The sequence below is a fragment of the Streptomyces sp. AP-93 genome, from assembly GCF_022808175.1.
In the GTDB taxonomy this organism is placed as follows: Bacteria; Actinomycetota; Actinomycetes; order Streptomycetales; family Streptomycetaceae; genus Streptomyces.
Genome location: NZ_JALGBX010000014.1, coordinates 183,083 through 205,676, shown reverse-complemented (window position 1 = coordinate 205,676; position 22,594 = coordinate 183,083). Strand labels below are relative to the sequence as shown.

General features: G+C 73.2%; 16 protein-coding genes. 6 read left to right on the top strand and 10 right to left on the bottom strand.

Annotation, left to right across the window (positions count from 1 at the left end):
* Positions 1-230: 230 nt before the first annotated feature.
* Together MTF69_RS23705 and MTF69_RS23700 are read right to left on the bottom strand one after the other, a co-directional pair.
* Positions 231-1,013, bottom strand: coding sequence for an ABC transporter ATP-binding protein (locus MTF69_RS23705; RefSeq protein WP_243337400.1), 783 nt, complete (start codon positions 1,011-1,013; stop codon positions 231-233).
* Entirely contained in the window at positions 1,006-1,947 is a 942-nt protein-coding gene (locus MTF69_RS23700; protein WP_374323635.1) for an ABC transporter permease, read from the bottom strand. Before MTF69_RS23700 ends, MTF69_RS23705 begins: the two co-directional genes overlap by 8 nt.
* A 128-nt stretch (positions 1,948-2,075) precedes the next feature.
* On the opposite strand from MTF69_RS23700, the gene MTF69_RS23695 reads away from it, so the two are divergent.
* Positions 2,076-2,708, top strand: a complete 633-nt coding sequence (locus MTF69_RS23695; protein WP_243337397.1) for a TetR/AcrR family transcriptional regulator — start codon at positions 2,076-2,078, stop codon at positions 2,706-2,708.
* Between the two features lie 7 nt (positions 2,709-2,715).
* Here MTF69_RS23695 and MTF69_RS23690 read toward each other — a convergent pair whose 3' ends face one another.
* The 6 genes from MTF69_RS23690 to MTF69_RS23665 all read right to left on the bottom strand — a co-directional run bounded on the left by MTF69_RS23690 (position 2,716) and on the right by MTF69_RS23665 (position 13,772).
* Positions 2,716-2,856 (bottom strand): hypothetical protein, encoded by a 141-nt coding sequence (locus tag MTF69_RS23690; protein WP_243337396.1) that lies wholly within the window; start codon positions 2,854-2,856, stop codon positions 2,716-2,718.
* 249 nt (positions 2,857-3,105) lie between these two features.
* Positions 3,106-5,355: a CDP-glycerol glycerophosphotransferase family protein gene (locus MTF69_RS23685; RefSeq protein ID WP_374323632.1), complete on the bottom strand. Its 2,250-nt coding sequence runs from the start codon at positions 5,353-5,355 to the stop codon at positions 3,106-3,108.
* Positions 5,356-5,508: 153 nt separating this feature from the next.
* Positions 5,509-6,474, bottom strand: coding sequence for a carbohydrate ABC transporter permease (locus tag MTF69_RS23680; RefSeq protein WP_243337375.1), 966 nt, complete (start codon positions 6,472-6,474; stop codon positions 5,509-5,511).
* Positions 6,471-7,736, bottom strand: coding sequence for a carbohydrate ABC transporter permease (locus tag MTF69_RS23675; protein WP_243337461.1), 1,266 nt, complete (start codon positions 7,734-7,736; stop codon positions 6,471-6,473). The genes MTF69_RS23680 and MTF69_RS23675 overlap by 4 nt, the downstream gene beginning before the upstream one ends.
* Before the next feature lie 233 nt (positions 7,737-7,969).
* The gene (locus MTF69_RS23670; RefSeq protein WP_243337373.1) at positions 7,970-9,349 is read right to left on the bottom strand and encodes an ABC transporter substrate-binding protein; all 1,380 of its coding nucleotides are present in this window, start codon (positions 9,347-9,349) and stop codon (positions 7,970-7,972) included.
* Between the two features lie 148 nt (positions 9,350-9,497).
* The gene (locus tag MTF69_RS23665; protein ID WP_243337371.1) at positions 9,498-13,772 is read right to left on the bottom strand and encodes an FHA domain-containing protein; all 4,275 of its coding nucleotides are present in this window, start codon (positions 13,770-13,772) and stop codon (positions 9,498-9,500) included.
* Positions 13,773-14,308: 536 nt separating this feature from the next.
* Here MTF69_RS23665 and MTF69_RS23660 point away from each other — a divergent pair.
* Complete coding sequence (locus MTF69_RS23660) at positions 14,309-16,105, top strand: serine/threonine-protein kinase (protein WP_243337369.1); 1,797 nt, start codon at positions 14,309-14,311, stop codon at positions 16,103-16,105.
* 196 nt (positions 16,106-16,301) lie between these two features.
* The gene (locus tag MTF69_RS23655) at positions 16,302-17,549 is read left to right on the top strand and encodes a serine/threonine-protein kinase (protein ID WP_243337367.1); all 1,248 of its coding nucleotides are present in this window, start codon (positions 16,302-16,304) and stop codon (positions 17,547-17,549) included.
* Between the two features lie 363 nt (positions 17,550-17,912).
* Here the strand turns inward: MTF69_RS23655 and MTF69_RS23650 are convergent, their stop codons facing one another.
* Positions 17,913-18,965 carry an isopenicillin N synthase family oxygenase gene (locus tag MTF69_RS23650; protein ID WP_243337365.1) on the bottom strand — a complete coding sequence of 351 codons (1,053 nt, stop codon included), beginning with the start codon at positions 18,963-18,965 and terminating at the stop codon, positions 17,913-17,915.
* A 314-nt stretch (positions 18,966-19,279) separates the two neighbouring features.
* On the opposite strand from MTF69_RS23650, the gene prfB reads away from it, so the two are divergent.
* On the top strand, positions 19,280-20,389 hold the full coding sequence (gene prfB / locus MTF69_RS23645) for a peptide chain release factor 2 (RefSeq protein ID WP_243337363.1): 1,110 nt from the start codon (positions 19,280-19,282) through the stop codon (positions 20,387-20,389).
* 107 nt (positions 20,390-20,496) lie between these two features.
* On the opposite strand, the gene MTF69_RS23640 is transcribed toward prfB, so the two are convergent.
* The gene (locus MTF69_RS23640) at positions 20,497-20,691 is read right to left on the bottom strand and encodes a hypothetical protein (protein ID WP_243337361.1); all 195 of its coding nucleotides are present in this window, start codon (positions 20,689-20,691) and stop codon (positions 20,497-20,499) included.
* Between the two features lie 225 nt (positions 20,692-20,916).
* Between MTF69_RS23640 and ftsE the strand changes: the two genes are divergently transcribed.
* On the top strand, positions 20,917-21,606 hold the full coding sequence (gene ftsE, locus MTF69_RS23635) for a cell division ATP-binding protein FtsE (RefSeq protein ID WP_243337359.1): 690 nt from the start codon (positions 20,917-20,919) through the stop codon (positions 21,604-21,606).
* 17 nt (positions 21,607-21,623) lie between these two features.
* On the top strand, positions 21,624-22,547 hold the full coding sequence (gene ftsX / locus MTF69_RS23630; protein WP_243337358.1) for a permease-like cell division protein FtsX: 924 nt from the start codon (positions 21,624-21,626) through the stop codon (positions 22,545-22,547).
* Positions 22,548-22,594 lie beyond the last annotated feature (47 nt).

Genomic DNA, 22,594 nt, shown 5'->3' with positions numbered 1-22,594 from the left:
CAGTGCTGGATTCGGCTCCGCGGTGCTGGAGTTGGGCCGGCAGTGCTGGATTCGGCTCCGCGGTGCTGGAGTTGGGCCGGCAGTGCTGGATTCGGCTCCGCGGTGCTGGAGTTGGGCTGGCGGGGCTGGAATTGGCTCCGCGGTGCTGGAGTTGGCCTGGGAGGTGGATTTGGCCCCGCGGTGCTGGAGTTGGCCTGGGCGGTGGAGTTGGGGCGGCGGTGCTGGAGTGGTCAGCGTCTTTTTGTGAACTCTTCGTACGCGTCGCAGACTTCTGCCGACGGGCCGTCCATGCGGAGGACGCCTGATTCGAGCCAGATCGCGCGGTCGCAGGTTTCGCGGACCGTGCCGATGCCGTGGCTGACGAGGAAGACGGTGCCGGCCCGTTCGCGGAGTTCCTCGATGCGGGCCTGGCTGCGGCGCTGGAAGGCGGCGTCGCCGGTGGCCAGGGCCTCGTCGATCATCAGGACGTCGTGGTCCTTGGCGGCGGCGATGGAGAAGCGCAGCCGGGCGCCCATGCCCGAGGAGTAGGTGCGCATGGGCAGGGAGATGAAGTCGCCCTTCTCGTTGATGCCGGAGAAGTCGACGATCTCCTGGTAGCGCTCGCGGATCTGCCGCTTGGACATCCCCATGGCGAGGCCGCCGAGCACCACGTTGCGTTCGCCGGTCAGGTCGTTCATCAGGGCGGCGTTCACGCCGAGCAGGGACGGCTGGCCGTGGGAGAAGATCCGGCCGCGCGCGACCGGCTGGAGGCCGGCGATGGCGGACAGCAGGGTGGACTTGCCGGAGCCGTTGGTGCCGATCAGGCCGATGGCCTCGCCCTTGTACGCGGTGAAGCTGACGCCCTTGACGGCGTGCACCTCGCGGATGCCGGTGGCGGGCTTGCGGGAGAACATCCGGCTCAGGGCCGCGGTCGCGCCGCCCTTGCGGCCGCCCGAGCCGTGCACCTTGTAGATCACGTGCACGTCGTCGGCGATGACGGTCGGGGTCCGGGTCTCGGTTGCGGTGTCAGCCACGGCCGTACTCCTCCTCTGCCTTCCAGAAGAAAACGAACCCGCCGACGCCGGCGAGCAGGGCCCAGCCCAGGGCGACCAGCCAGACGTGGGGCGGGAGCTGGCGCGCCGTGTACGTGTCGATGAGCGCGAAGCGCATCAGGTCGATGTAGACGGCGGCGGGGTTGAGCTTGAGGGCCATCGAGACCCAGCCCGGCAGGTGGTCCGTCTTGAGCATCTGGTCGATCGACCACATGACGCCCGAGGCGTACATCCAGGTCCGCAGGATGAAGGGCATCAGCTGGCTGACGTCCGGGCTCTTCGCCCCGACCCGCGCCATCACCATGGCGCAGCCGGCGCAGAAGACGGCCATGAGGGCGAGGGTGGGGAGGGCGAGCAGCCAGCTCAGGGCGGGGGTCTGGCCGAAGATCAGCAGCAGGATGACCAGCGCGCCCATGGTGATCAGCAGTTGCTGGAAGAGCTGGACGACGGTGGACAGCGGCAGCGAGGCGCGCGGGAAGTGCAGGGCGCGCACCAGGCCGAGGTTGGACTGGACGGCGCGCGTGGAGGCGTTGATGCAGCTACCGATGAAGTCCCAGACGAAGACACCCGTGATCAGGAAGGTGATGTAGTTCGGCACGCCGCGCTGGGCGTGCATCACGATGCCGAAGATGAAGTAGTAGACGGCCGCGTTGAGCAGCGGGGTCATCAGGTGCCAGACCTGGCCGAGGCTGGCCTGGCTGTACTGGGCGTGCATCCGGGCGGTGGCGTACGCGGTCACGAAGTGGCGCCGTCCCCAGAGCTGAGCGATGTAGCGGGGGAGGGTGGGGCGGGCTCCGCTGAGGGTCAGGTCGTGGGCCGCCGCCAGCTCGGCGATGGGGTCCGGGGCCTGGCCCTTGGCCCTGACCTGGTGATTCGTCGGGGCGGGGGCCGGGGGTGGCGCGGTGGTCGCAGTCACTTGGGTCGCTTTCGACGGGGTCGGGGCGTCGGCTTTCGATGGGACGGGTCCGTATCGTCGCTACGGCGAGGCTAGGTCGTTCGGCGTCGGAACGCAACCGTATCGTCGTCGCGGGATATGCTCTGCTCATGACTCGTGAGCCTGCCGCCGCCCCTGCCCCCGCCGCCGCCCGAAGAGCCCCCGCGGGGGCCGCCGTTCTGCGCGAGGACGTGACCGAGGCGATCCGGGCGGCCGTCGTCGGGGAACTGGCCACCGTCGGCTTTGCGCGGATGTCGATCGAGGGCGTCGCGCGGCGGGCGGGCGTGGGGAAGACGGCCGTGTACCGGCGGTGGAAGTCGAAGCTGCACCTGGTGCTGGACCTGGTCGGGGCCTTCGCGACGGACGGCCTGCCGGTGCCGTCGACGGGGTCCCTCTACGGGGACGTACGGGCGCTGCTGGAGGTGATGACGCATGTGCTGCGGCATCCCGTGGCCTCGGCGGTGATCCCTGACCTGCTGGTGGAGGCGGCGCGGAATCCCGAGATCGCGGACGCGGTGCGGGGCGCTCTCCTGGAGGGGCAGCGGCGGATGGCGGAGGGGATCATCTCGGAGGCGGTGTCCCGGGGGGAGCTGCCCCTGGGGGCGGACGCGGGGAGGGCGCTCGATCTGGTGATCGGGCCCTTGTACTGGCGGCAGGTGGTCGTACGGGACGCGGTGTCGCAGGGCTATCTGGACGACCTCGCGCGGTCGGTGGTCGCCGGGCTGACGGCCGGGCCGGCCTAGGCCGGGACTACAGCTTGTCCAACTGGGCCGGGTAGGGCAGATGGTCCGAAGCCGTCAGGTCGAACAGGCTTTCCTTGTTCTCGAAGAACACGACGAACCGGGCACCCTTGCGGTGGACCGTGATCCGCTGGTGGGTGGTGCGGGGCACCTTTGATCAGCGTCGTGTCCGTCCGTACGTTCATCGACAGCCAGCGCTCGAAGCCCGGGTCGTCGGCGATCTGCTTCCGGAGCACCCGCTCCGCCTCGCCCCGGGCCTCCGCATCACCCGGGGCGGCCTCCAGCTCCGCCAGCGCGAGGCTCCCCCGGATGGTGTTCCCCGGCGCCCCGGGGAACACACCGTTCCGGGAAGGAGCCCGAAACCGGGTCGCAGGTACGGCACACGGGCCCGGCGGCGGGGTTACGGCCAGCGGGACGTGGTCAGGTGGGCCAGGGTGGGTTCCGGGGCGGCGGAGGGGGCCGCCGGGGTGGGGCGGCGGTCTTCCAGGGGGGTGATGGGGGCGGTCGGCTGGCTCAGGAAGACCCGGCGGACCACCCGCTCCGCCGCCTGGCCGTCGTCGTGCGTGCAGAACCGGGTCCGGAACGATGCGCGGAGCTGTGCTGAGCGGGAGCCTTGCCAGTGGCCCGTCGAGAAGATGTCCACCAGCTCGTCCTCGGTGCGGGCGATCGCCCCCGGGGGGAAGGCCCGCAGGTCGAAGTACGTGCCGCGGGAGGCCTCGTACGCCTCCCAGTCGTCCGCGTGGATGACGATCGGGCGGTCCAGGGACGCGTAGTCGAACATCAGGGACGAGTAGTCCGTCACCAACGCGTCCGAGGCCAGGCAGAGTTCCTCGACGGACGGGTGGGAGGAGACGTCGAGGAGGCGGGGGTGCGGCTCGGGGGAGGGCGAGCCCGCGTACGTGAGGTGGGCGCGGGTCAGGATCGTGTAGCGCGGGCCCAGGTCGCGCAGGATGCGGTCGAAGTCCAGGTGGGCGGGGCGGCTGCGGCGGTAGTCGCGGTGGGTCGGCGCGTACAGGATCGCCGTGGAGCCCGGCGGGATGCCGAGGCGTTCGCGCAGTTCCAGGACGTCCGCCTGGGTGGCCCGGTGGAACACGTCGTTGCGGGGGTAGCCGTATTCGAGGGTGGTGTACGAGGAGGGGACCGCCTTTTCCCAGACGAGGGTCGAGTGGCGGTTCGAGGAGAGCAGGTAGTCCCACTGGTCCGCGCCGCGCAGCAGGCCCGCGAAGTCCGTCGTGGGGGTGGCCGCAGGGCGGTCCTGGAGGTCGAGGCCGACCCGCTTGAGCGGGGTGCCGTGCTGCGTCTGCACGAGGATCTGGCCGGGACGCTTGACCAGCGCACGGTCGAAGTTGACGTTCGTGACGAGGTAGGTGGCGCGGGCCAGGGCCGTCCAGTACGCCGCCGAGCCCGGGCGCAGGAGGGTCGTCTCGCGCGGGAGGGTCGCGGCGTGCGCCGGGTCGCAGATCCAGGCCGTCCGCATGCGCGGGGCGAGTTCGCGCAGCTTGGCCTCGATCGCCGCCGGGTTGCAGGCGTAACCGCCGTGCCAGTACGCGGAGAAGACCGCCAGCTCCGGGCGGAGCGGGAGCAGGCGCTGCGCGCGGTAGTGCAGGCGCAGGGCGGTCTCGCGCAGGCCCCGCCCCAGGGTGACCCCGGCGCGGCCCGCCGTGAGCGACGCCGAGCGCAGGAGGGAGAGGAGGCGGTACGTGCGCCTCGTGCCCAGGCGCATCAGGAGGTGGCGGGTGCGGTCCGTGCGGCTCAGGGACAGCGGCCGGGGGCCCGGCACCCGGTAGCGGCGCAGCAGGGCCGAGGCCCGGGCGAAGAACTCGGACCGGGCGGCGCGCGGGAGCCGGCGGGGGTCCGCGTAGAGGGCGCAGAAGTGCTCGGCCATCCGCCGGTGCACGGCGGGCCGCCAGCGCTCCAGCTCGGGGCGGGTGGCGAGGTAGCCGAAGACGCGGTCGTACTGGTCGAAGACGTCCAGGTGGCGGCGGGTGGACGTGGTCAGGATCGAGCCCGTGCGGCGCTGGCGGTAGTGCACGCAGACCCGGTCGAGGACGGCGACGGACTCCGCCGCCAGCAGGGCCGGGTAGGTCCAGGGCGTGTCCTCGTAGAAACCGGGCGGGAAGGAGAGGCCCTCGCGCTCCACGTACTCGCGGCGGTAGGTCTTGTTCCACACCACCATCAGCATGCCGAGGAGGGCGGGGCGGTCGGCGAGCCGGAAGCTGGCCGGGCCCTCCTCGCACAGGCGGTGGGAGAGGCTGTTGCGGACGGTCTCACCGGTCCAGTAGGTGCGCGCGTAGTCGTAGACGAGGACGTCCGGGGAGCCGGTGGCCTTCAGCCGGTCGGTGATGGCCTGCAGGGCCCCGGGGGCCAGGGTGTCGTCGCCGTCGAGGAAGAGCACGTAGTCGCCGGTGGCGCGGGCCAGGCCCGCGTTGCGGGCCGGGCCCAGCCCGAGGTTGTGCGCCAGGTGCACGGCGGTGACCCGGGGGTCGCGGGCTGCGCAGTCGTCGATGATCGAACCGCAGGCGTCCGGGGAGGCGTCGTCGACCACGATCATTTCGAGATCCGGGTACGACTGGGTCAGGACCGAGTCCAGACTCTCCTGGAGGTACGCCTGGACCTTGTACGCGGGCACGATGACGCTGAACCGGGGCACGGCACATCCAGGGGTCGGCGCGGGCATATGGCCCAGGAACCCCCGGCGTGGTGATCGGGTTACGCAGGGTGCGGCATTCGGGTTACGGAGCGTCAACCCGGCACGTCAACACCATGATCAGGGGATCGATTGCTTGATCGCTTGCCCGGTCGCCTACTTGATCGCTCCCGCCATCACCCCCGAGACGAACTGCCGCTGGAAGGCGAAGAAGACGACGAGCGGCACCACCATCGACAGGAAGGCGCCGGGCGCCAGCACGTCGATGTTGTTCCCGAACTGCCGCACCTGCTGCTGGAGCGCGACCGTCACGGGCGGATGCGCCGAGTCCGCGAAGACCAGGGCGACCAGCATGTCGTTCCACACCCACAGGAACTGGAAGATGCCGAGCGAGGCGATCGCCGGACCGCCCAGCGGGAGCACCACCCGGGCGAACAGCCGCAGTTCGCCCGCCCCGTCGAGGCGGGCCGCCTCCAGCAGCTCGCGCGGGATCTCCGCGAAGAAGTTGCGCAGCAGGAACACGGCGAACGGCAGCCCGAAGGCGGTGTGGAAGAGGACCACCCCTGCCGTCGTCTCGAACAGGCCGATGGAGCCGAAGAGTTCGGAGACGGGGATCAGCGCCACCTGGACGGGTACGACGAGCAGCGCGACCACGATCAGGAACAGCCAGTCGCGGCCCGGGAACTCCAGCCAGGCGAAGGCGTATCCGGCGAACGCCCCCAGCACCAGGACGAGCAGGGTCGCCGGGACGGCGATGGCCGCCGTGTCGATCAGCGACCCCGTGACGGTCTCGTTGGCCAGCAGCCGCTCGTAGTTGTCGGCCGTCAGCCGGGAGGGCGCCGTCAACACCTGCCACCAGCCTCCGTCGTTCAGCGCGGTGGGTGAGAGGAAGGAGGAGACCAGCAGCCCGAGCGTGGGCAGCAGCCAGAACAGGCCCGCGAGGACCAGGAAGACGCGCAGCGCCCCGCCGGCCGCCCGGGCGGCGAGGGACCGCGCGGTGGGCGGGATGCGGGGAGGGGCGAGGGGTGAGGTGGGGGACGGCTTACGGGACTGAGCGCGGGACTGCGCACGGGACTGCCTACGGGACTGCGTACGGGACGGGGTGCGCGGCGCTGTGCTCATCGGCGGGCCTCCCGGCGCATCCGGCGGATGTTGTAGGCCATGACCGGAGCCACCAGCACCAGCAGCAGCACCGCGATGGCGCTTCCCAGCCCCGGATCGGCGTCCGTACCGAAGGAGGTCCGGTACAGCTGGAGGGCCAGGACGTTGGCGTCGTCCTGCACCGCGCCCGGGGCGATCACGAAGACCAGGTCGAAGACCTTCATGACGTTGATGACGAGGGTGACCAGCACGACGGCCAGGACGGGCGCCAGCAGCGGCACCGTGATCCGCCGCAGCACCTGCCACTCGCTCGCCCCGTCCACCCGCGCCGCCTCCAGCAGCTCGCGCGGTACGGCCGCCAGCCCCGCCCCGATCAGCACCATCGCGAACCCGGCCCACATCCATACGTACGCCCCGATCACCGCCGGGGTCACCAGGGTCGGGCCGAGCCACTCGACGCCCCCGTACGCCTCCCGGAAGTTCGAGGCGGGCAGCCGCAGAGTCGCGCCGTCGGCCGCGGCGGACAGGGTGAAGGTGCCGTCGGCCCGGGTCCTCGCCGAGTCGACCACCCGGCCGTCCTTGACCGCCTCGACGCGCAGCCCCGACAGCGCGGACTCGGTGGCGTCGACCGTGTTCGTCGCGCCGCCCCCGCCCCGGGTGAAGTCCTGCCAGGCGGTGCCGGTGACCTTCCCGGGCTCGGTGGCGGCCGGCCGCGCCGTGCGCGTTCCCGGGGGGAGGGCCTCGGGGGCGATGCCGACCAGCGGGAGCGGCGCGGGCACGCCCGCCCGTACCGGATCGCGGGTCACGTACGCGCCCCCGTCCGCCGGGACCAGCGGCGAGTCCCGGCCGGGGCGGGCCTTGGGGAAGGCGGAGGACTCGGCGAAGGTGTCGTGGACGCCGACCCAGACGGCGTTGGCCACGCCCCGGTCCGGGTCGGCGTCGTAGACGAGCCGGAAGATGATGCCCGCGGCGAGCATCGAAATGGCCATCGGCATGAAGACGATCAGCTTGAAGGCCGTTCCCCAGCGCACCCGTTCGGTCAGCACGGCGAAGAGCAGGCCGAGGGCGGTGGCCGTGACCGGGGCCAGTACCACCCAGATCGCCGTGTTCCCCAGCGCGGTGCGGATCGTGTCGTCGCGCAGGATCTCCCCGTAGTTCCCGGCGCCCACGAAATCCTCGCCGGAGCGGTCGAAGAAGCTGCGGTAGAGCGAGTAGCCGATGGGGTGCACGACGAGCGCGCCGAGCAGGACGAGGGCGGGGAGCAGGAACGCCGCGGCGGTCAGGCGGCGGCGCCGGTTCTCCTTGCTCCTCGGGGAGCCGGGGCCCGTGGCGGGGCCCGTGGCGGGGCCCGTGGCGGGGCTCGTGGCGGGGCCTGTCGCGGGGCTCGTGGCGGGGCCCGTCGCCGGGGAGGCCGACGGGCCGGTCGTGGGGCCGGTCGTGGGGTCGGCCGCGGGGGATCCCGTAGGGGGTCCGGAAGGAGAAGCCGCGGGGGATCCGGTGGGGGACTCCACCGGGATCAGTTCCCGTAGGCCTTGGCCGCGTCCGCCTCCAGCCTCGCCTGCGTCCCCGCCACGTCGGCCGGGTTCGCCAGGAAGTCCTGGAGCGCCTTCCACTCGCCCGCGCCCGGGGTGCCGCCGAAGGCCGCCGGGGCCTGGTCCGACATGTCGAAGCGGAAGCGGTCGCCCGCCGCGATCAGGGCCTCGGCGATGCCGCGCTGGATGTCGTTCGGGTACGCGTCCGGTTCGAGCGCCTTGTTCGGGGAGAGGAAGCCCCCCTCACGGGCGTGGATCCGCGCCGAGTCCACCGAGGCCAGGAACGTCAGCAGCGCCTGCGCGCCCTTCGAGTCCTTCAGCGCGACCGCCACGTCCCCGCCCGAGACCACCGGGGCCATGGCGCCGACCGCCGGGAAGGGGAAGACCAGCGCGTCCGTGCCCACCTTCGCCTGCGTCTGCCCGATGTTCACCGCCACGAAGTCGCCCTCGAAGACCATCGCGGCCGCCGGCCGGTCGCCGCCGGTGAAGGTCTGCGTCACCGACTTCGGGAACTCGGTCGCCAGCGCCCCGCTCTGGCCGCCCGCCAGGAAGTCCTTGCGGCCGAACAGCTCGGCGAGCGTGGTCAGCGCCTGCTTGACGCTGTCGTCCGTCCACTTGATCTCGTGCTTCGCCAACTGGTCGTACTTCTCCGGACCCGCCTGCGAGAGGTAGACGTTCTCGAACCAGTCGGTCAGGGTCCAGCCGTCGGCCCCGGCCACCGAGACCGCCGGGGTGCCGGACGCGGACAGGGTGTCGGCGGCCGTGAGGAGCTCCTTCCAGGTCGCCGGGGGCCGTACGCCCGCCGCCTCGAAGGCCTTCGCGTTGTACCAGATCAGCGACTTGTTGGCGGCCTTGTAGTACACGCCGTACTGGGTGCCGTCGACCGCGCCCAGCGTCTTCCAGCCGGGCGAGAAGTTCTGGTCGAGCTGGGCCTGCGCGTCGGCGCCCACCGGCTTCGCCCACTTGTTCTTGACCGCCGAGACCAGCGCCCCGACCTGCGGAAGCAGCGCCACGTCCGGCGGGGCGCCGCCCGCGATCTTCGAGCCGAGGAAGGTGACGATCGGGTCCTGCGCCGGCACGAAGGTGACCGTGGCGCCCGTGCGCCGCTCGAACTCCTTCAGGACCTTGAGGAAGTTGGCCTGTTCCGCGCCCGTCCAGACGGCGGCGACCTCAAGCTTCTCCCCGTCGAGACGGGGCAACGCGACGGACGGCCCGCCCGAGGTGTCGGGGCCGTCCGTGCCCTTCGCGGGCTCCTTGCCGTCGCCGCCGCAGGCGCTCAGCGCGAGCGCGCCGGCCACGGCCAGAGCGGCCCACGTGTGGTGCGTACGAAGGGATGTCGTGCGGCTCGTTCCGTGCTTGCGCATGGCGGTGCCCCCGATGCCTCGCTGGCGATGGTGTGTCCCGTGCCACAAGGTCTACGCCGACCCGCGCACCCCCGCAATACCGCCTCGCGGGGTACGGGGGTGGGCGCTGGACCGCTCGGGGGCCTGCCCGGGGGCGGTCAGGGTCGGTTCAGGGGGCCGGCGGGAACAGCACCGGGACCGCCGACACCAGGTGGGAGGCCCGGTCCAGGGCGCTGGCCAGCAGCGCCAGGTCGGTCGGGCCGTTGCCCAGCTCGCGCACCGGGCGACGGGCCGGCGGATCGCCCATCCGCTCCCACTCCACCGGCACCACCGTCGGCCGCAGCGTCGCCGTCCGGGGGATCCGGCCGGTGACCCGGCCGCCCTGGAAGGGGACCGTGCGCCCGTCGGCGTACCGGAGCACGCCCCGGCCGGGGCCCGGCTGGTCGGGGGCGTCGAGCTCCACGCGCAGGGTCGTGAGCCGGGCCAGCTCGGTGTCGGCCGTCCGGTCCGGGCGGGCGCTGGTGGCCACCAGGTGCACCCCGAGGCGGGCTCCCTCGCGGGCGACCGCCTCCAGCGCGCGGACCACCGAACCGGCGGCGGGGCGGCCCGTGCTGCCCAGGCCCGGCGCGACCAGCGCGTCGAAGTCGTCCACGAGCACGACGAGGCGGGGCAGCGGGCTGGGCCCGGCCGCCGGATCGGTGCGGGTGGCCGAGGAGCGCAGCCGCAGGGTGCCGGAGCGCTGGGGCTCGAGATCGCCGCGCAGCTCGCCGGGGGTGGGCTGGCGGGGCGAGACCATCCGGTCGGAGACCTCGCGCACGGCGTGCCACTCGGAGAACGGCACCCCGTCCAGGAGCTCGGCCCGCCGCTTGAGCTCCGCGCCCAGCGCCTGAGCGAACTCCCGCATCCGCAGCGGATCCGAGGCGACCAGGTGCGCCGAGACGTGCGGCAGCTCCGTGCAGGGCAGCAGGCCGTCGCCGCGCTCGCCGCCGGCCCCGTCGAGCAGGACCAGGCCGAGCCGGTCGGGCCGGGCGGCCGCCGACAGGGAGGCCGCCACGGAACGCAGCAGCTCCGTACGGCCGCTGCCCGCGGGCCCCTCGATCAGCACGTGCGGCCCGTCGGTGACCAGTTCGGCGCCGACCGGCCCGCGCCGGCCGGTGCCGAGGACTATCTCCGCGAGCCCGCCGACGCGCTGCCCCTGGTCGGTGGCGGCGGCCCAACGGGCCATCAGGGACGCCGGGGTGGCCCGGGCCAGCCCCAACTCGTCCAGCAGCCGGGAGGTCTGGGGCAGATTGGCGGCGGCGGGGCGGTAACCGCCCTCCACGACGGGGGAGTCGGCCTTGAGGGGGGCCAGGGCGCGGGCGAACCGCTCCGCCCAGGCCGCCGACACGGCGTCCGCGGTGGCCGTACCGCCGGACGCGGCCGGTTTGCCGCCCGAGACCGCGAAGGTCCGTACCGTCGTGGCCACATCACCGCTGAGCAGGGCGGCGGCCCCGCAGTCCCGGAAGGCGGGGGCGGCCGCGCAGGCCGCCTCGTAGGTCTCGGCGACGGGCGAGGCGGGCGTCGCGGCCGGCGCCTCGGCCAGGGCCAGCACGTGGATCCCGGCGGCCGGCCCGTGCGAGGCCAGCCGGCTGGTGATGTCCCGGAGCGGCCCGGGACCGGGGTCCCCGTCGAGGACCAGGAGGGTGAACGGGCCCCGGTAGCCGTACGAGGCCTCGCGCACCGCGTCCGGGCCGGCGGCGGCCCAGTGCGTGCCGAGGGGGCCGTCGTCGAGCCTCCGGGTCAGCTCCCCGGCGCGGGCGGCCGCCTGATCGCGGTCGTACGCGAGCAGCAGCCGGCAGTCCTGCCCGTGCGCGGGGCGTACGTGGGGCAGCCAGCCGAGCCAGCCCCAGTCGCGGCGGCGTTCGGCGAGCGGGCGGGCCCGGTCGGTGGAGATCAGCACGATCTCCAGGCGCTGGCCGGGGGCGTGCAGGGCCGCGAGCCGCGCGATGACGGAGCGGGCCACACCGGTCAGCCGGGCCCGGGGGCCGGCGATGCCGAGTCCGCCGGTCTCGCGGAGCGCGACCTCGCTGCCCGCGCCGAGCGTGACGTCGAGCCCGGCGGGCCCGGCCCACAGCCGTGGGGCCGGCCCGAGGGCGGTGAGCAGCAGGGTCGCGGGATCGTCGGAGCCCGGCCGCGGGGTGACGGCGGCCGCGGTCTCGGCGACCACCTCCACCTCGGCGGCCTCCGCCCCGCGCACCCACTTCCGTGCCCAGGCCCCGATCCCGCGACGCGCTCCGCGACGGGGTTCGGCCCCGGTCCCGGCCGCCCGGGCCGGCCCGGGCTCCTCCCAGCCGGCCGCCCCGTGGTGCTCGACCCCGGTCCGCGGCGACGACCCCGACCCGGCGTGGCCGAACGGCCCGGCGGCTTCGGCTCGGGGGGGCGCTCCGGCGTAGGGGTCTGAGGCTCCGCCTCCGGGGGCCGCTCCGGGGTACGGTCCGGCGGCTCCGGCTCCGGCTCCGGCTCCGGCTCCGGCTCCGGCTCCGGCTCCCGCTCCCGCTCCGTGCTCGGCTCCGCCGTAGGGGTCGGAGGCTCCGGCCTGCTGCTGCGGTTCGGCGTGCCGGCCGGGGGCCGAGCCGGGGTGTGCCGGCTCCGCGTACTGGGCGGGCGTGCCGCCGGGGTGCGCCGTTCCGCCGTAGGGGCGCGGGGCTGCGCCCGGGTGTGCCGCTCCGGCGGGCTGCCCGGGGGCTCCGCCCCCGTGTGCCGCTCCGGTGTACGGGTCTGAGGCTCCGGCCTGCTGGGGCGCTCCGCCGTGCTGTCCGGCGCCGGGCCGGTCGGGGAGCGAGTGGTGTCCGGCACCGGGGGCGCCGGGGCCTGACCCGGGCCCGGGCCTGGCGATCCGGCCGGCGCGGAGCGGGTCGGCGTCGCCGTCCTGGCCGGCCTCGCCGTACGGCCAGGGGTCCGGGGAGGCGGAGCCGGACGCGGCACGGCCGCCTCCGGTGTGGTGCTCGGTGCCCCGGGTGGCGGGGGCCGCTCCGGCGCTGCCGTCCCAGTGCGCCCCGGGCGCGCCCGGGGTTCCGGAGCCGTGCCGGACGGGGTCGGGGGCGGAGCCCCCGTTTCGGGAAGGGGCGGGGTGGGGGATCTGTCCCTGCGCTCCCCGGCCCCCCGCGTCGGGGTACGCCCCGCCGGCCCGGGCTCCGCCGGAGCTACCGCCCTCGGCGTACGACCCGGCCGCGGTGCCGGGCGTAGCGCCGCTCCAGGCTCCGCTGGAGGCGCTGCCGCCGGGGTGTGACCCGGTCGGGGTGCCGGGCGTAGTGCCGGTCCAGGCCTGGCCGGAGGCGCCGCCGCGGGGGTGTGACCCCGCCGGGGTGCTGGGCGTAGCGCCGCTCCAGGTTCCGCCAGGGGCGCTGCCGCCGGGGTGTGACCCGGTCGGGGTGTCGGGCGTAGCGCCGGTCCAGGCCTGGCCGGAGGCGCCGCTGCCGGGGTGCGACCCGGTCGGGGTGCTGGGCGTAGCGCCGCTCCAGGCTCCGCTGGAGGCGCTGCCGCCGGGGTGTGACCCGGTCGGGGTGCCGGGCGTACCGCCGGTCCAGGCCTGGCCGGAGGCGCCGCTGCCGGGGTGCGACCCCGCCGGGGTGCCGGGCCTAGCGCCGCTCCAGGCTCCGCCAGGGGTGCTGCCCTCGGGGTGTGACCCCGCCGGGGTGTTCGGCGTAGCGCCGGCGCGGACGGGATCGGGGTGGCCGGGGGTCGCGTCGGGGTGGGGTCCCGGGAGGGGGACCGAGAGGTGGCCCTCCAGGTCAGGGGTGAGGGGGAGGGGAGCGGGGGCCGGGCCCACGGCCAGGCGGAGCGTGGATTCGCCGACCCGCAGCAGCGCCCCCGGCGCGAGCGCCACCCGCTCCGCGCCGACCACCGCGCCGTCGAGCGTCGTACCGTTCGTCGACCCGAGGTCGGCCACCGCCACCCGCCCGTCGGGCAGCACCGTCACGGTGCAGTGCAGGCGCGATACGTCGGGATCGTCCAGCGGGACGTCCGCGTCGGCCGAGCGCCCGATCCGGATCGCCCCCGGGTGCAGCAGGTGCACCCCGCCGGCGTCCGGCCCGGCCACGACGTGCAGTTGGGGACCGTCCCCGATCCCGGTGCCGGTCCCGTCCGTCCGGACGTCGGGGCCGGGCACGTTCAGCGACAGCACCGCCCCGTCCACGAGCGGCGGCTCGCCGAGCGCGCACCGCGCGGGGTCCAGGCGCTCCGTACCGGCGTACAGCACGACCGTGCCCCCGGTGTCGGGTCCGCCGACGGTCGCAGCGAGCCCGGAGGCCACCGCGGACAGCGCGGTGCCGGCGGGCGCGGTGACGAGTACGTCACAGCTCGCCGGCGCGCCTCCTCCGCCGGTACCCCCGCCGGAGGCGGTCGCGGTGGCGGTCTGGTGGCCGCTGCGCGACCCCGACCCAAGGACGGTCAGCCGGATCTGCATCGCCGTCAGCGGTCCCTTCTGCGCGGTGCGCGGTGAGTGCGCCCGGCAGGGACCCGCGGGACGGTCACCCACATGCCGTTCGCATGCCGTGCCCGTCCGCCCGCCCCCACCCGGCACGGACGCGTCGTCCGGTCAGGTCTGCCCGGAAGGCGGGGCTCCCGTCCCGGCCGTTCCGTACGGGTGCATCCTCGCACCTGTCGTCCTCAACACGCCCGCCACCCACCGGCAAGTGATCTTGATCGGTCGCGGACCGGCACCGGACCTGCATGCGTGCCGATCGGATATCGACACGAAGGCCGGGAAAATCGCCCCCGGCATACGCCGCAAACATCACCCTTCGTGCATATGTGCGGCAACCAACCTCCCTCACCCCGCGTCTTCCCTCGGGACAAGCCCTAGAGTGGGCCGGAAAACCATTGCGCAGATCAGGCGTGGAACAAGCGTGGACCGAGCGTGGATCACGCGCGGACCACATGCGGACCACACGCGGACCACACGCCGGAATCGACGACAGACGACAGCAGGGAGCGCGAGACGTGCGGCCAGTCGGCAGCAAGTACCTGCTCGAGGAGCCGCTCGGGCGCGGCGCCACGGGCACCGTCTGGCGCGCCCGCCAGCGTGAGGCGGCCGGTGCGGAGGCGGCGGTGGCCGGCCACCCCGGCGAGACCGTGGCCATCAAGGTCCTCAAGGAGGAGCTGGCCCAGGACCCGGACATCGTCATGCGCTTCCTGCGCGAGCGCTCCGTCCTGCTGCGCCTGACCCACCCCAACATCGTCCGCACCCGCGACCTCGTCGTCGAGGGCGATCTCCTCGCCCTCGTCATGGACCTCATCGACGGCCCGGACCTGCACCGGTACCTGCGCGAGAACGGCCCCTTCACCCCGGTCGCCGCGAGCCTGCTCACCGCCCAGATCGCCGACGCGCTCGCCGCCAGCCACGCCGACGGCGTGGTCCACCGCGACCTGAAGCCCGCCAACGTCCTGGTCGACGAGCGCGACGGTCAGATGAAGCCGATGCTCACCGACTTCGGCATCGCGCGCCTGGCCGACTCCCCGGGCCTGACGCGCACGCACGAGTTCGTCGGCACCCCGGCCTACGTCGCCCCCGAGTCCGCCGAAGGCCGCCCGCAGACCTCCGCCGTCGACATCTACGGCGCCGGCATCCTGCTCTACGAGCTCCTCACCGGCCGGCCGCCCTTCGCCGGCGGCACCGCGCTGGAGGTCCTGCACCGCCACCTCAGCGAGGAGCCGCAGCGCCCGCCGAACGTGCCCGAGCCGCTGTGGACGGTCATCGAGCGCTGCATGCGCAAGGAGCCCTACGAGCGCCCGAGCGCGGAGACCCTGGCGCGCGGCCTGCGCGTCGTCGCCTCCGGCATCGGCGTGCACTCCACGGCCGCCGAGGTCGAGGCAGCCCTCGGCGTCGGCGCGCTCCTCGCGCCCGACCCCTCGCCCGCGCCGGTGCCCGAGACGCCGGGCGCCGCGGACGCCACGCAGATGCTGCCCGGCACGGCCGGGGCCTCCCCGATGGGGGCCTACGACCCCAACGCCATGACCAGCGTGATGCCGCCGGTCGGCGCGGCCGACGCCACGTCCGTGCTCCCGAGCACGGGGGCGCCCGGGGCCGACCCGACCTCCGTGATGCCGCCCGTGCAGCGGCCGGACCAGCCGCACCCGTGGCAGTCGCAGATGCAGGCCGCCCGCGACCGCAACGAGCAGACGCAGATGCACTACCTGGACCCGAGCGAGGATCCCCTGCGCCGCCGGCCGCAGCGCCAGGGCCCGCCGCCGCAGCAGCAGTACCAGCAGCCGCAGCGGCCCCAGCAGCAGCCGCAGCGACCGCAGCAGCAGCCTCCGCAGCAGCAGCCGTACCGGCAGGCACCGCCTCCGCAGCAGCAGTACCAGCAGCCCCAGCAGTACCCGCAGCAGCAGTACGCGCCGCAGCCCCCGCCGCAGCACTATCAGCCGCAGCAGCAGCACCCCCAGCAGTACCAGCAGCCGCAGGGGCAGCCCCAGTACCGCCAGCCCCAGCCGCCGCCCCAGCAGCAGCCCCCTCAGGGCCCGCCGCCGCGTCAGCAGCCGCCTCAGCGCGAGCCCCGTGAGCCGCGCCGCCGCAGCGCGAACCCGGTGAGGATCCCGGGGCTGGGCTGCCTCAAGGGCTGCCTGGTCATGATCGCGCTGTTCTTCGTCGCGGGCTGGCTGATCTGGGAGTTCACCGGACTCCAGGAGTGGGTCGGCACCGGCCGCGGCTGGTGGGACCAGGTGTGGACCTGGGGCTCGGACGTCGTGGACTGGGTCACCACGATCGGCGACACCGCGGGCGGTACGGGCTCCTGAGCCTTTCCGCCTCAACCGGGCGCGCTGTACCGGCACAATCCGCCCGAACCGGGCCTTGTACCGGTGACTTCGTGGATTTGTCGACTTCCAGGACGTGATTTCGCCCGCAGAAGTGAAGGTCGCCGCGATCCGTGGACTCCAACACCCACCTGGCCGCGTAGCTTTGGTGCGTACGCCAGCCGCTGAGGGAGCAGTTGTGGCACGGAAGATCGGCAGCCGGTACACCGCGCACCAGATCCTGGGACGCGGCAGCGCGGGCACGGTGTGGCTGGGCGAGGGGCCTGACGGCCCCGTCGCCGTCAAACTGCTGCGCGAGGACCTCGCGTCCGACCAGGAACTCGTCGGACGGTTCGTCCAGGAGCGCAGCGCGCTCCTGGGCCTGGAACACCCGCACGTCGTCTGCGTCCGCGACCTCGTCGTGGACGGCAACGACCTCGCCCTCGTCATGGACCTCGTACGCGGTACGGACCTGCGCACGCGCCTCGACCGCGAGCGGCGGCTCGCCCCCGAGGCGGCCGTCGCCATCGTCGCGGACGTCGCCGACGCGCTGGCCGCCGCGCACGCGGCCGGGGTCGTCCACCGGGACGTGAAGCCGGAGAACGTCCTGCTCGACATGCAGGGCCCGCTCGGCCCGGGCGGCGCGCATCCGGCGCTGCTCACCGACTTCGGCGTGGCCAAGCTCATCGATTCGCCGCGGCGGGCCACCGGCGGCCGGGCCTCGGCCCCCACCACCCGGATCATCGGCACGCCCGACTACCTGGCGCCGGAGATCGTGGAGGGGCTGCCGCCGCGCGCGGCGGTGGACATCTACGCCCTGGCGACCGTGCTGTACGAACTCCTCGCCGGTTTCACGCCGTTCGGCGGCGGGCATCCCGGGGCGGTGCTGCGGCGCCACGTGACGGAAACCGTCGTCCCGCTGCCCGGCATCCCCGACGAGCTGTGGCAGCTGATGGTCCAGTGCCTGGCCAAGGCCCCCGCCTCGCGGCTGCGGGCCTCGGAGCTCTCCCTGCGGCTGCGGGACCTGCTGCCGCTGCTGGTGGGGATGCCGCCGCTGGACGTGGACGAACCGGACGAGCCGGAGCAGGTGGAGTTCCCGGAACCGGAGGCGGTCGCCGCCGATCCGGTGCGGCGGCGGGGCGTGGTTCCGCTGGTCCCCGGCTCCTCCACCGACTCCAACCGGGACACCCACACCTCGATGCGGGTGCCGGGGCCGGACGAGCTGGCGGGCGGGGCACTGGGCACTGCCCGCGTGCCGCGGCCCGCCGGCGGGCACCGGCCGGGCTCGGCGCGGCACCGGGCGGAGACCGTCCGCAAGCGGCGGCTCGCGCTGTCGGCGGCCGCGGTGGCGCTGGTCGCGGCCGTCGGTGTCGGCGGCTGGCTGGCCGTCTCCTCCGACTCGGCGCCGCCCCAGGACAACAAGCAGTCGGGCTCGACGGCTCCGTAGCCGGGTGCGGGTGGCATGCCCTGCGGGGCGAAGTCCCCTACCCGCCCTTCCGCCGTTCCCCGGGCTGCGGCCCGGACCCCCTGGGGCTCCGCCCCAGACCCCGCGCCTCAAACGCCGGCGGGGGCTGATTTCGGCTGGTGTCAGCCTGCACGCGAACGCCGGCGGGCCGGGAAATCCAGCCTCGCCGGCGTTTGAGGCGCGGGGGTCCGGGGGCCGGCCCCCGGAACGGCGCCGCGCTCGGCAACGGGTCCGGGGCGGAGCCCCGGGGAACGGTGGAAGGGCGGGTAGGGGACAGGCTCCGCGCAGCGGCCCCGGGCCCGGCCGCGCAGCGGCCCGGGGCTGCCCCGCAGGGCTCCGCAGGGGCTACGCGCCCGCCAGCTCCGGATGCCAGCGCCGCGCCACCGCGGGGTGGGCGCGGACCCAGCCCTTCAGTTCGTTGCGGCCGTACTCCGCGTGCAGCGGGTTCGACGCGTCGTGCGCTATCCCCGGCGCCGCGTCCAGGTAGTCGCCCGGGACCGTCTCGATGACGGCGTCCAGGCGCGGGTTGTAGAAGAACGGCACCGAGAACCGCTCCACGGCCCCCGCCGGGCTCACCACGCGGTGGTCCGTCGCCGTCAGGTACCCCTCCGTCGCGATCTCCAGCAGCTCGCCCAGGTTGACCACGAAGGCCCCCTGCATCGGAGGGACGTCCAGGAAGGCGCCGTCCCGGACCACCTGGAGCCCGCCCACCGAGTCCTGGAGTAGGAGGGTGAGGAAGCCGTAGTCCTTGTGCGCCCCGACCCCCTGGTCGGTGCCCGTCGGGGCGGATCCCGGGTAGCGGATCAGCTTCGTGTGCAGGTGGGGCCGGTCCGCGAAGGCCGCGTCGAAGAAGTCGGGCGGGGCGCCGATCGAGGCGAGCAGCTCCTGGAGCAGGCGGTGGGCCACCGCCGCCAGCCGGGACTGCCACTCCAGCACCACGTTCCGCAGTTCCGGCAGCGCCGCGGGCCACTGGTTCGGGCCCTCCAGCCACAGGTACGCCGGGTCGTCCGGTCCGACCTCCGGCGCCGCCCGCTCCGCGCCCACGTCGAGCTGGTCGCGCCAGTCGGAGGCGCCGCCGGTCAGCTCGTGCCCGATGCGGGTGTAGCCCCGGAAGTGCGGGGAGCCCAGATTGCTCACGGCCAGCCGGTCCGCCTCCGGGAGGGCGAAGAACTCCCTGGTCAGCTCCAGGATGCGGGCGGTCTCGGCGGCGCTGATCCCGTGCCCGGTGAGGTGCAGGAAGCCGCTGTCCCGGGCGGCCGCGTGCAGCTCCTTGCGGAAGGAATCGCGCAGCGCCGGATCGTCGGCCTGAGAGAGGTCCAGGACCGGTAGCGAGGGCGCCTCGGGCGGAGCGGAGGAGTAAGGAGAAGACGAAGAAGGAGAAAGGTGCGCGGACGGCATGACGGCTCCGTTTCGGGATGTCACGGGGTCCTGTCCCCAGGGGTGGCGGGGGGCCGCGGCTGGGGAGGGCCGCCGGCAGGGTTGGCGCCGGGACCGCGAGACCGCGTACAGGACCAAGTCGGATCGGGGTGGATCAGGCTTGGGGATGGTCCGGCGGCAGACAGCTCGTTGTCGTGACACGCATGTGGTCCACATGGCGGCGCTTGACGAGGAAGACGGTCATATCGTGAGCGTACGCCCGTACGACCCGCCATTAGTACGGGTGATTCGGCCTGGCCGGAGAGCGCCCCCCGGGGACCGGCTACGCTGGACCCGTGGCAGTCGTCGATGTTTCCGAAGAGCTGAAGTCCCTCTCCTCGACCATGGGGTCGATCGAGGCCGTCCTGGACCTCGACAAGCTGAGGGCAGATATTGCCGTGCTCGAGGAGCAGGCCGCCGCGCCGTCCCTGTGGGACGACCCGGAGGCCGCCCAGAAGATCACGAGCAAGCTTTCGCACCTCCAGGCCGAGGTCCGTAAGACCGAGAACCTGCGCGGGCGCATCGACGACCTGGCGGTGCTGTTCGACCTCGCCCAGGAAATGGACGACGCGGACACCCTCGCCGAGGCGGAGATCGAGCTGGTCTCCGTACGCAAGGCGCTGGACGAGATGGAGGTCCGCACCCTGCTCTCCGGCGAGTACGCCGAGCGCGAGGCGCTGGTCAACATCCGTGCCGAGGCCGGCGGCGTGGACGCCTCCGACTTCGCCGAGCGCCTCCAGCGCATGTACCTGCGCTGGGCCGAGCGCCACGGCTACCCGACCGAGATCTACGAGACCTCGTACGCGGAAGAGGCCGGCATCAAGTCGACCACCTTCGTGGTCAAGGCCCCGTACGCCTACGGCACCCTCTCCGTCGAGCAGGGCACGCACCGCCTTGTCCGGATCTCGCCCTTCGACAACCAGGGCCGCCGCCAGACCTCCTTCGCGGGCGTCGAGGTGCTGCCGGTCGTCGAGTCCAGCGACCACGTCGAGATCGACGAGGGCGAGCTGCGCGTCGACGTGTACCGCGCCTCGGGCCCCGGCGGCCAGGGCGTCAACACGACCGACTCCGCGGTGCGCATCACGCACCTGCCGACCGGCATCGTGGTCTCCTGCCAGAACGAGCGCTCGCAGATCCAGAACAAGGCCAGCGCGATGAACGTCCTCCAGGCCAAGCTGCTCGAGCGGCGCCGCCAGGAGGAGAAGGACAAGATGGACGCCCTCAAGGACGGTGGAAGCTCCTGGGGCAACCAGATGCGCTCCTACGTCCTGCACCCGTACCAGATGGTCAAGGACCTCCGGACGGAGTTCGAGGTCGGCAACCCGCAGGCGGTGCTCGACGGCGAGATCGACGGCTTCCTGGAGGCCGGGATCCGCTGGCGCAAGCAGCAGGAGCAGACCGCGTAGCCACGTAGGAACGCGCAGGTCGGACAGTCGGAAGGGCCCGGACGCCGTCAAGGTGTCCGGGCCCTTCCGTATGTGCTTCTTCTGATCGGGACGTGGCGGCTGAGGAGCTACGCCGTCTGCTGAGCCACCAGTGCCAGCGCGGCCACCAGGATCACCAGCAGCGCGACGAGCGCCGCCGGGTTCAGACCGCCGGAGAAGGGGCCCTCCTGCTGGAGGCGCCCCCGGTTCGCCCGGCACACCGGGCAGCGGCCCTGGCTGACGGGTGCGGCGCAGTTCGCGCACACGAGCCGGTCATATGTCATGCGCTCCTCCTTTCGTCCCCTCGGTTACAACGGTCGCGGGAACCGGTCCGTTCCCCCTCCCACTGTGCCAGCTTCGGTGACATTCGGCGCGGCCCCTCCGGGCAATCGCGGTCGAGCACCTCTCGGACCAGGGGATATATCGGGCAACTCCGGACGCCGGGTCCACACCTCGCGCCTGTTCGCGTATGGTCACGCACACCTACTCCCGGCGACCGTGGTGCACCCGTGATCCGATTCGACAACGTCTCCAAGTCCTACCCGAAGCAGAGCCGCCCCGCACTCAGAGATGTCTCCCTGGACATCGCGAAGGGCGAGTTCGTCTTCCTGGTCGGCTCCTCCGGCTCCGGCAAGTCCACCTTCATGCGGCTCATCCTGCGCGAGGAGCGGGCGAGCCACGGCCAGGTGCACGTCCTGGGCAAGGACCTCGCCAAGCTCTCCAACTGGAAGGTCCCGCAGATGCGGCGCCAGCTGGGGACCGTCTTCCAGGACTTCCGCCTGCTGCCCAACAAGTCGGTGGCCGACAACGTGGCCTTCGCCCAGGAGGTCATCGGCAGACCGCGCGGCGAGATCAAGAAGGCCGTTCCCCAGGTACTGGAACTCGTCGGCCTCGGCGGCAAAGAGGACCGGATGCCCGGCGAGCTCTCGGGCGGTGAGCAGCAGCGCGTGGCCATCGCCCGTGCCTTCGTCAACCGGCCGGCGCTGCTGATCGCGGACGAGCCCACCGGCAACCTGGACCCCCAGACCTCCGTCGGCATCATGAAGCTGCTGGACCGGATCAACCGGACCGGCACCACCGTGATCATGGCGACCCACGACCAGCAGATCGTCGACCAGATGCGCAAGCGCGTCATCGAACTCGAGCAGGGCCGTCTCGTCCGCGACCAGTCGCGCGGCGTCTACGGCTACCAGCACTGAAAGGCTCCTGAGACGCGATGCGCGCCCAGTTCGTCATGTCGGAGATCGGGGTCGGTCTCCGCCGCAATCTGACCATGACCTTCGCGGTCATCATCTCCGTGTCCCTGTCGCTGGCCCTGTTCGGCGGTTCCCTGCTCATGCGCGACCAGGTGAGCAAGATGAAGGGGTACTGGTACGACAAGGTCAACGTCTCCATCTACCTCTGCAACAAGAACGACGCCGAGGCGACCAACGGGGCCTCCTGCTCCAAGGGCGCGGTGACCCCGGAGCAGAAGCAGGCCCTGGAGACCGAGCTCAAGGGCATGGACCTCGTCGAGGCCGTCACGTACGAGTCCTCCGACGAGGCCTTCAAGCACTACAAGGAGCAGTTCGGGCACACCGCCCTGGCCGCGTCCATCACCCCGGACCAGATGCCCGAATCCTTCCGGGTGAAGCTCAAGCAGCCGGAGAAGTACAAGGTCATCACGACCTCCTTCTCGGGGCGCGACGGAGTCCAGTCGGTGGAGGACCAGCGCACCGTGCTGGACAACCTCTTCAGACTCCTCGGCTACCTCAACATCGCCGCCCTCGGCATCATGCTGATCATGCTGGTGGTGGCGCTGCTGCTGATCGTCAACACGGTGCGCGTTTCGGCCTTCAGCCGTCGGCGGGAAACCGGGATCATGCGCCTGGTGGGCGCCTCGAGCTTCTACATCCAGGTGCCGTTCATCATGGAGGCGGCCTTCGCCGGCCTGATCGGTGCGCTGCTCGCCTGCGGGATGCTCGGCGCCGGCCAGTACTTCGTGATCGACCACGGCGCCGCGCTGCGCGACAAGATGGAGCTCATCAACTTCATCGGCTGGGACTCGGTCCTGACCAAGCTGCCGCTGGTGCTCGTGATCGGTGTGCTGATGCCCTCGCTGGCCGCCTTCATCGCGTTGCGCAAGTACCTGAAGGTGTGACGAGTGCCCCGCGAGCGGTACGGCCAACCACCCGTACCGCCGCGGGC

What these genes read in the sequence shown, in the direction of transcription:
- MTF69_RS23695 (WP_243337397.1), top strand. Translation starts at nt 2,076, where the DNA reads ATGACTCGTGAGCCTGCCGCCGCCCCTGCCCCCGCCGCCGCCCGAAGA.
- MTF69_RS23680 (WP_243337375.1), bottom strand. Translation starts at nt 6,474, where the DNA reads ATGAGCACAGCGCCGCGCACCCCGTCCCGTACGCAGTCCCGTAGGCAG.
- MTF69_RS23670 (WP_243337373.1), bottom strand. Translation starts at nt 9,349, where the DNA reads ATGCGCAAGCACGGAACGAGCCGCACGACATCCCTTCGTACGCACCAC.
- MTF69_RS23665 (WP_243337371.1), bottom strand. Translation starts at nt 13,772, where the DNA reads ATGCAGATCCGGCTGACCGTCCTTGGGTCGGGGTCGCGCAGCGGCCAC.
- MTF69_RS23650 (WP_243337365.1), bottom strand. Translation starts at nt 18,965, where the DNA reads ATGCCGTCCGCGCACCTTTCTCCTTCTTCGTCTTCTCCTTACTCCTCC.
- MTF69_RS23640 (WP_243337361.1), bottom strand. Translation starts at nt 20,691, where the DNA reads ATGACATATGACCGGCTCGTGTGCGCGAACTGCGCCGCACCCGTCAGC.
- ftsX (WP_243337358.1), top strand. Translation starts at nt 21,624, where the DNA reads ATGCGCGCCCAGTTCGTCATGTCGGAGATCGGGGTCGGTCTCCGCCGC.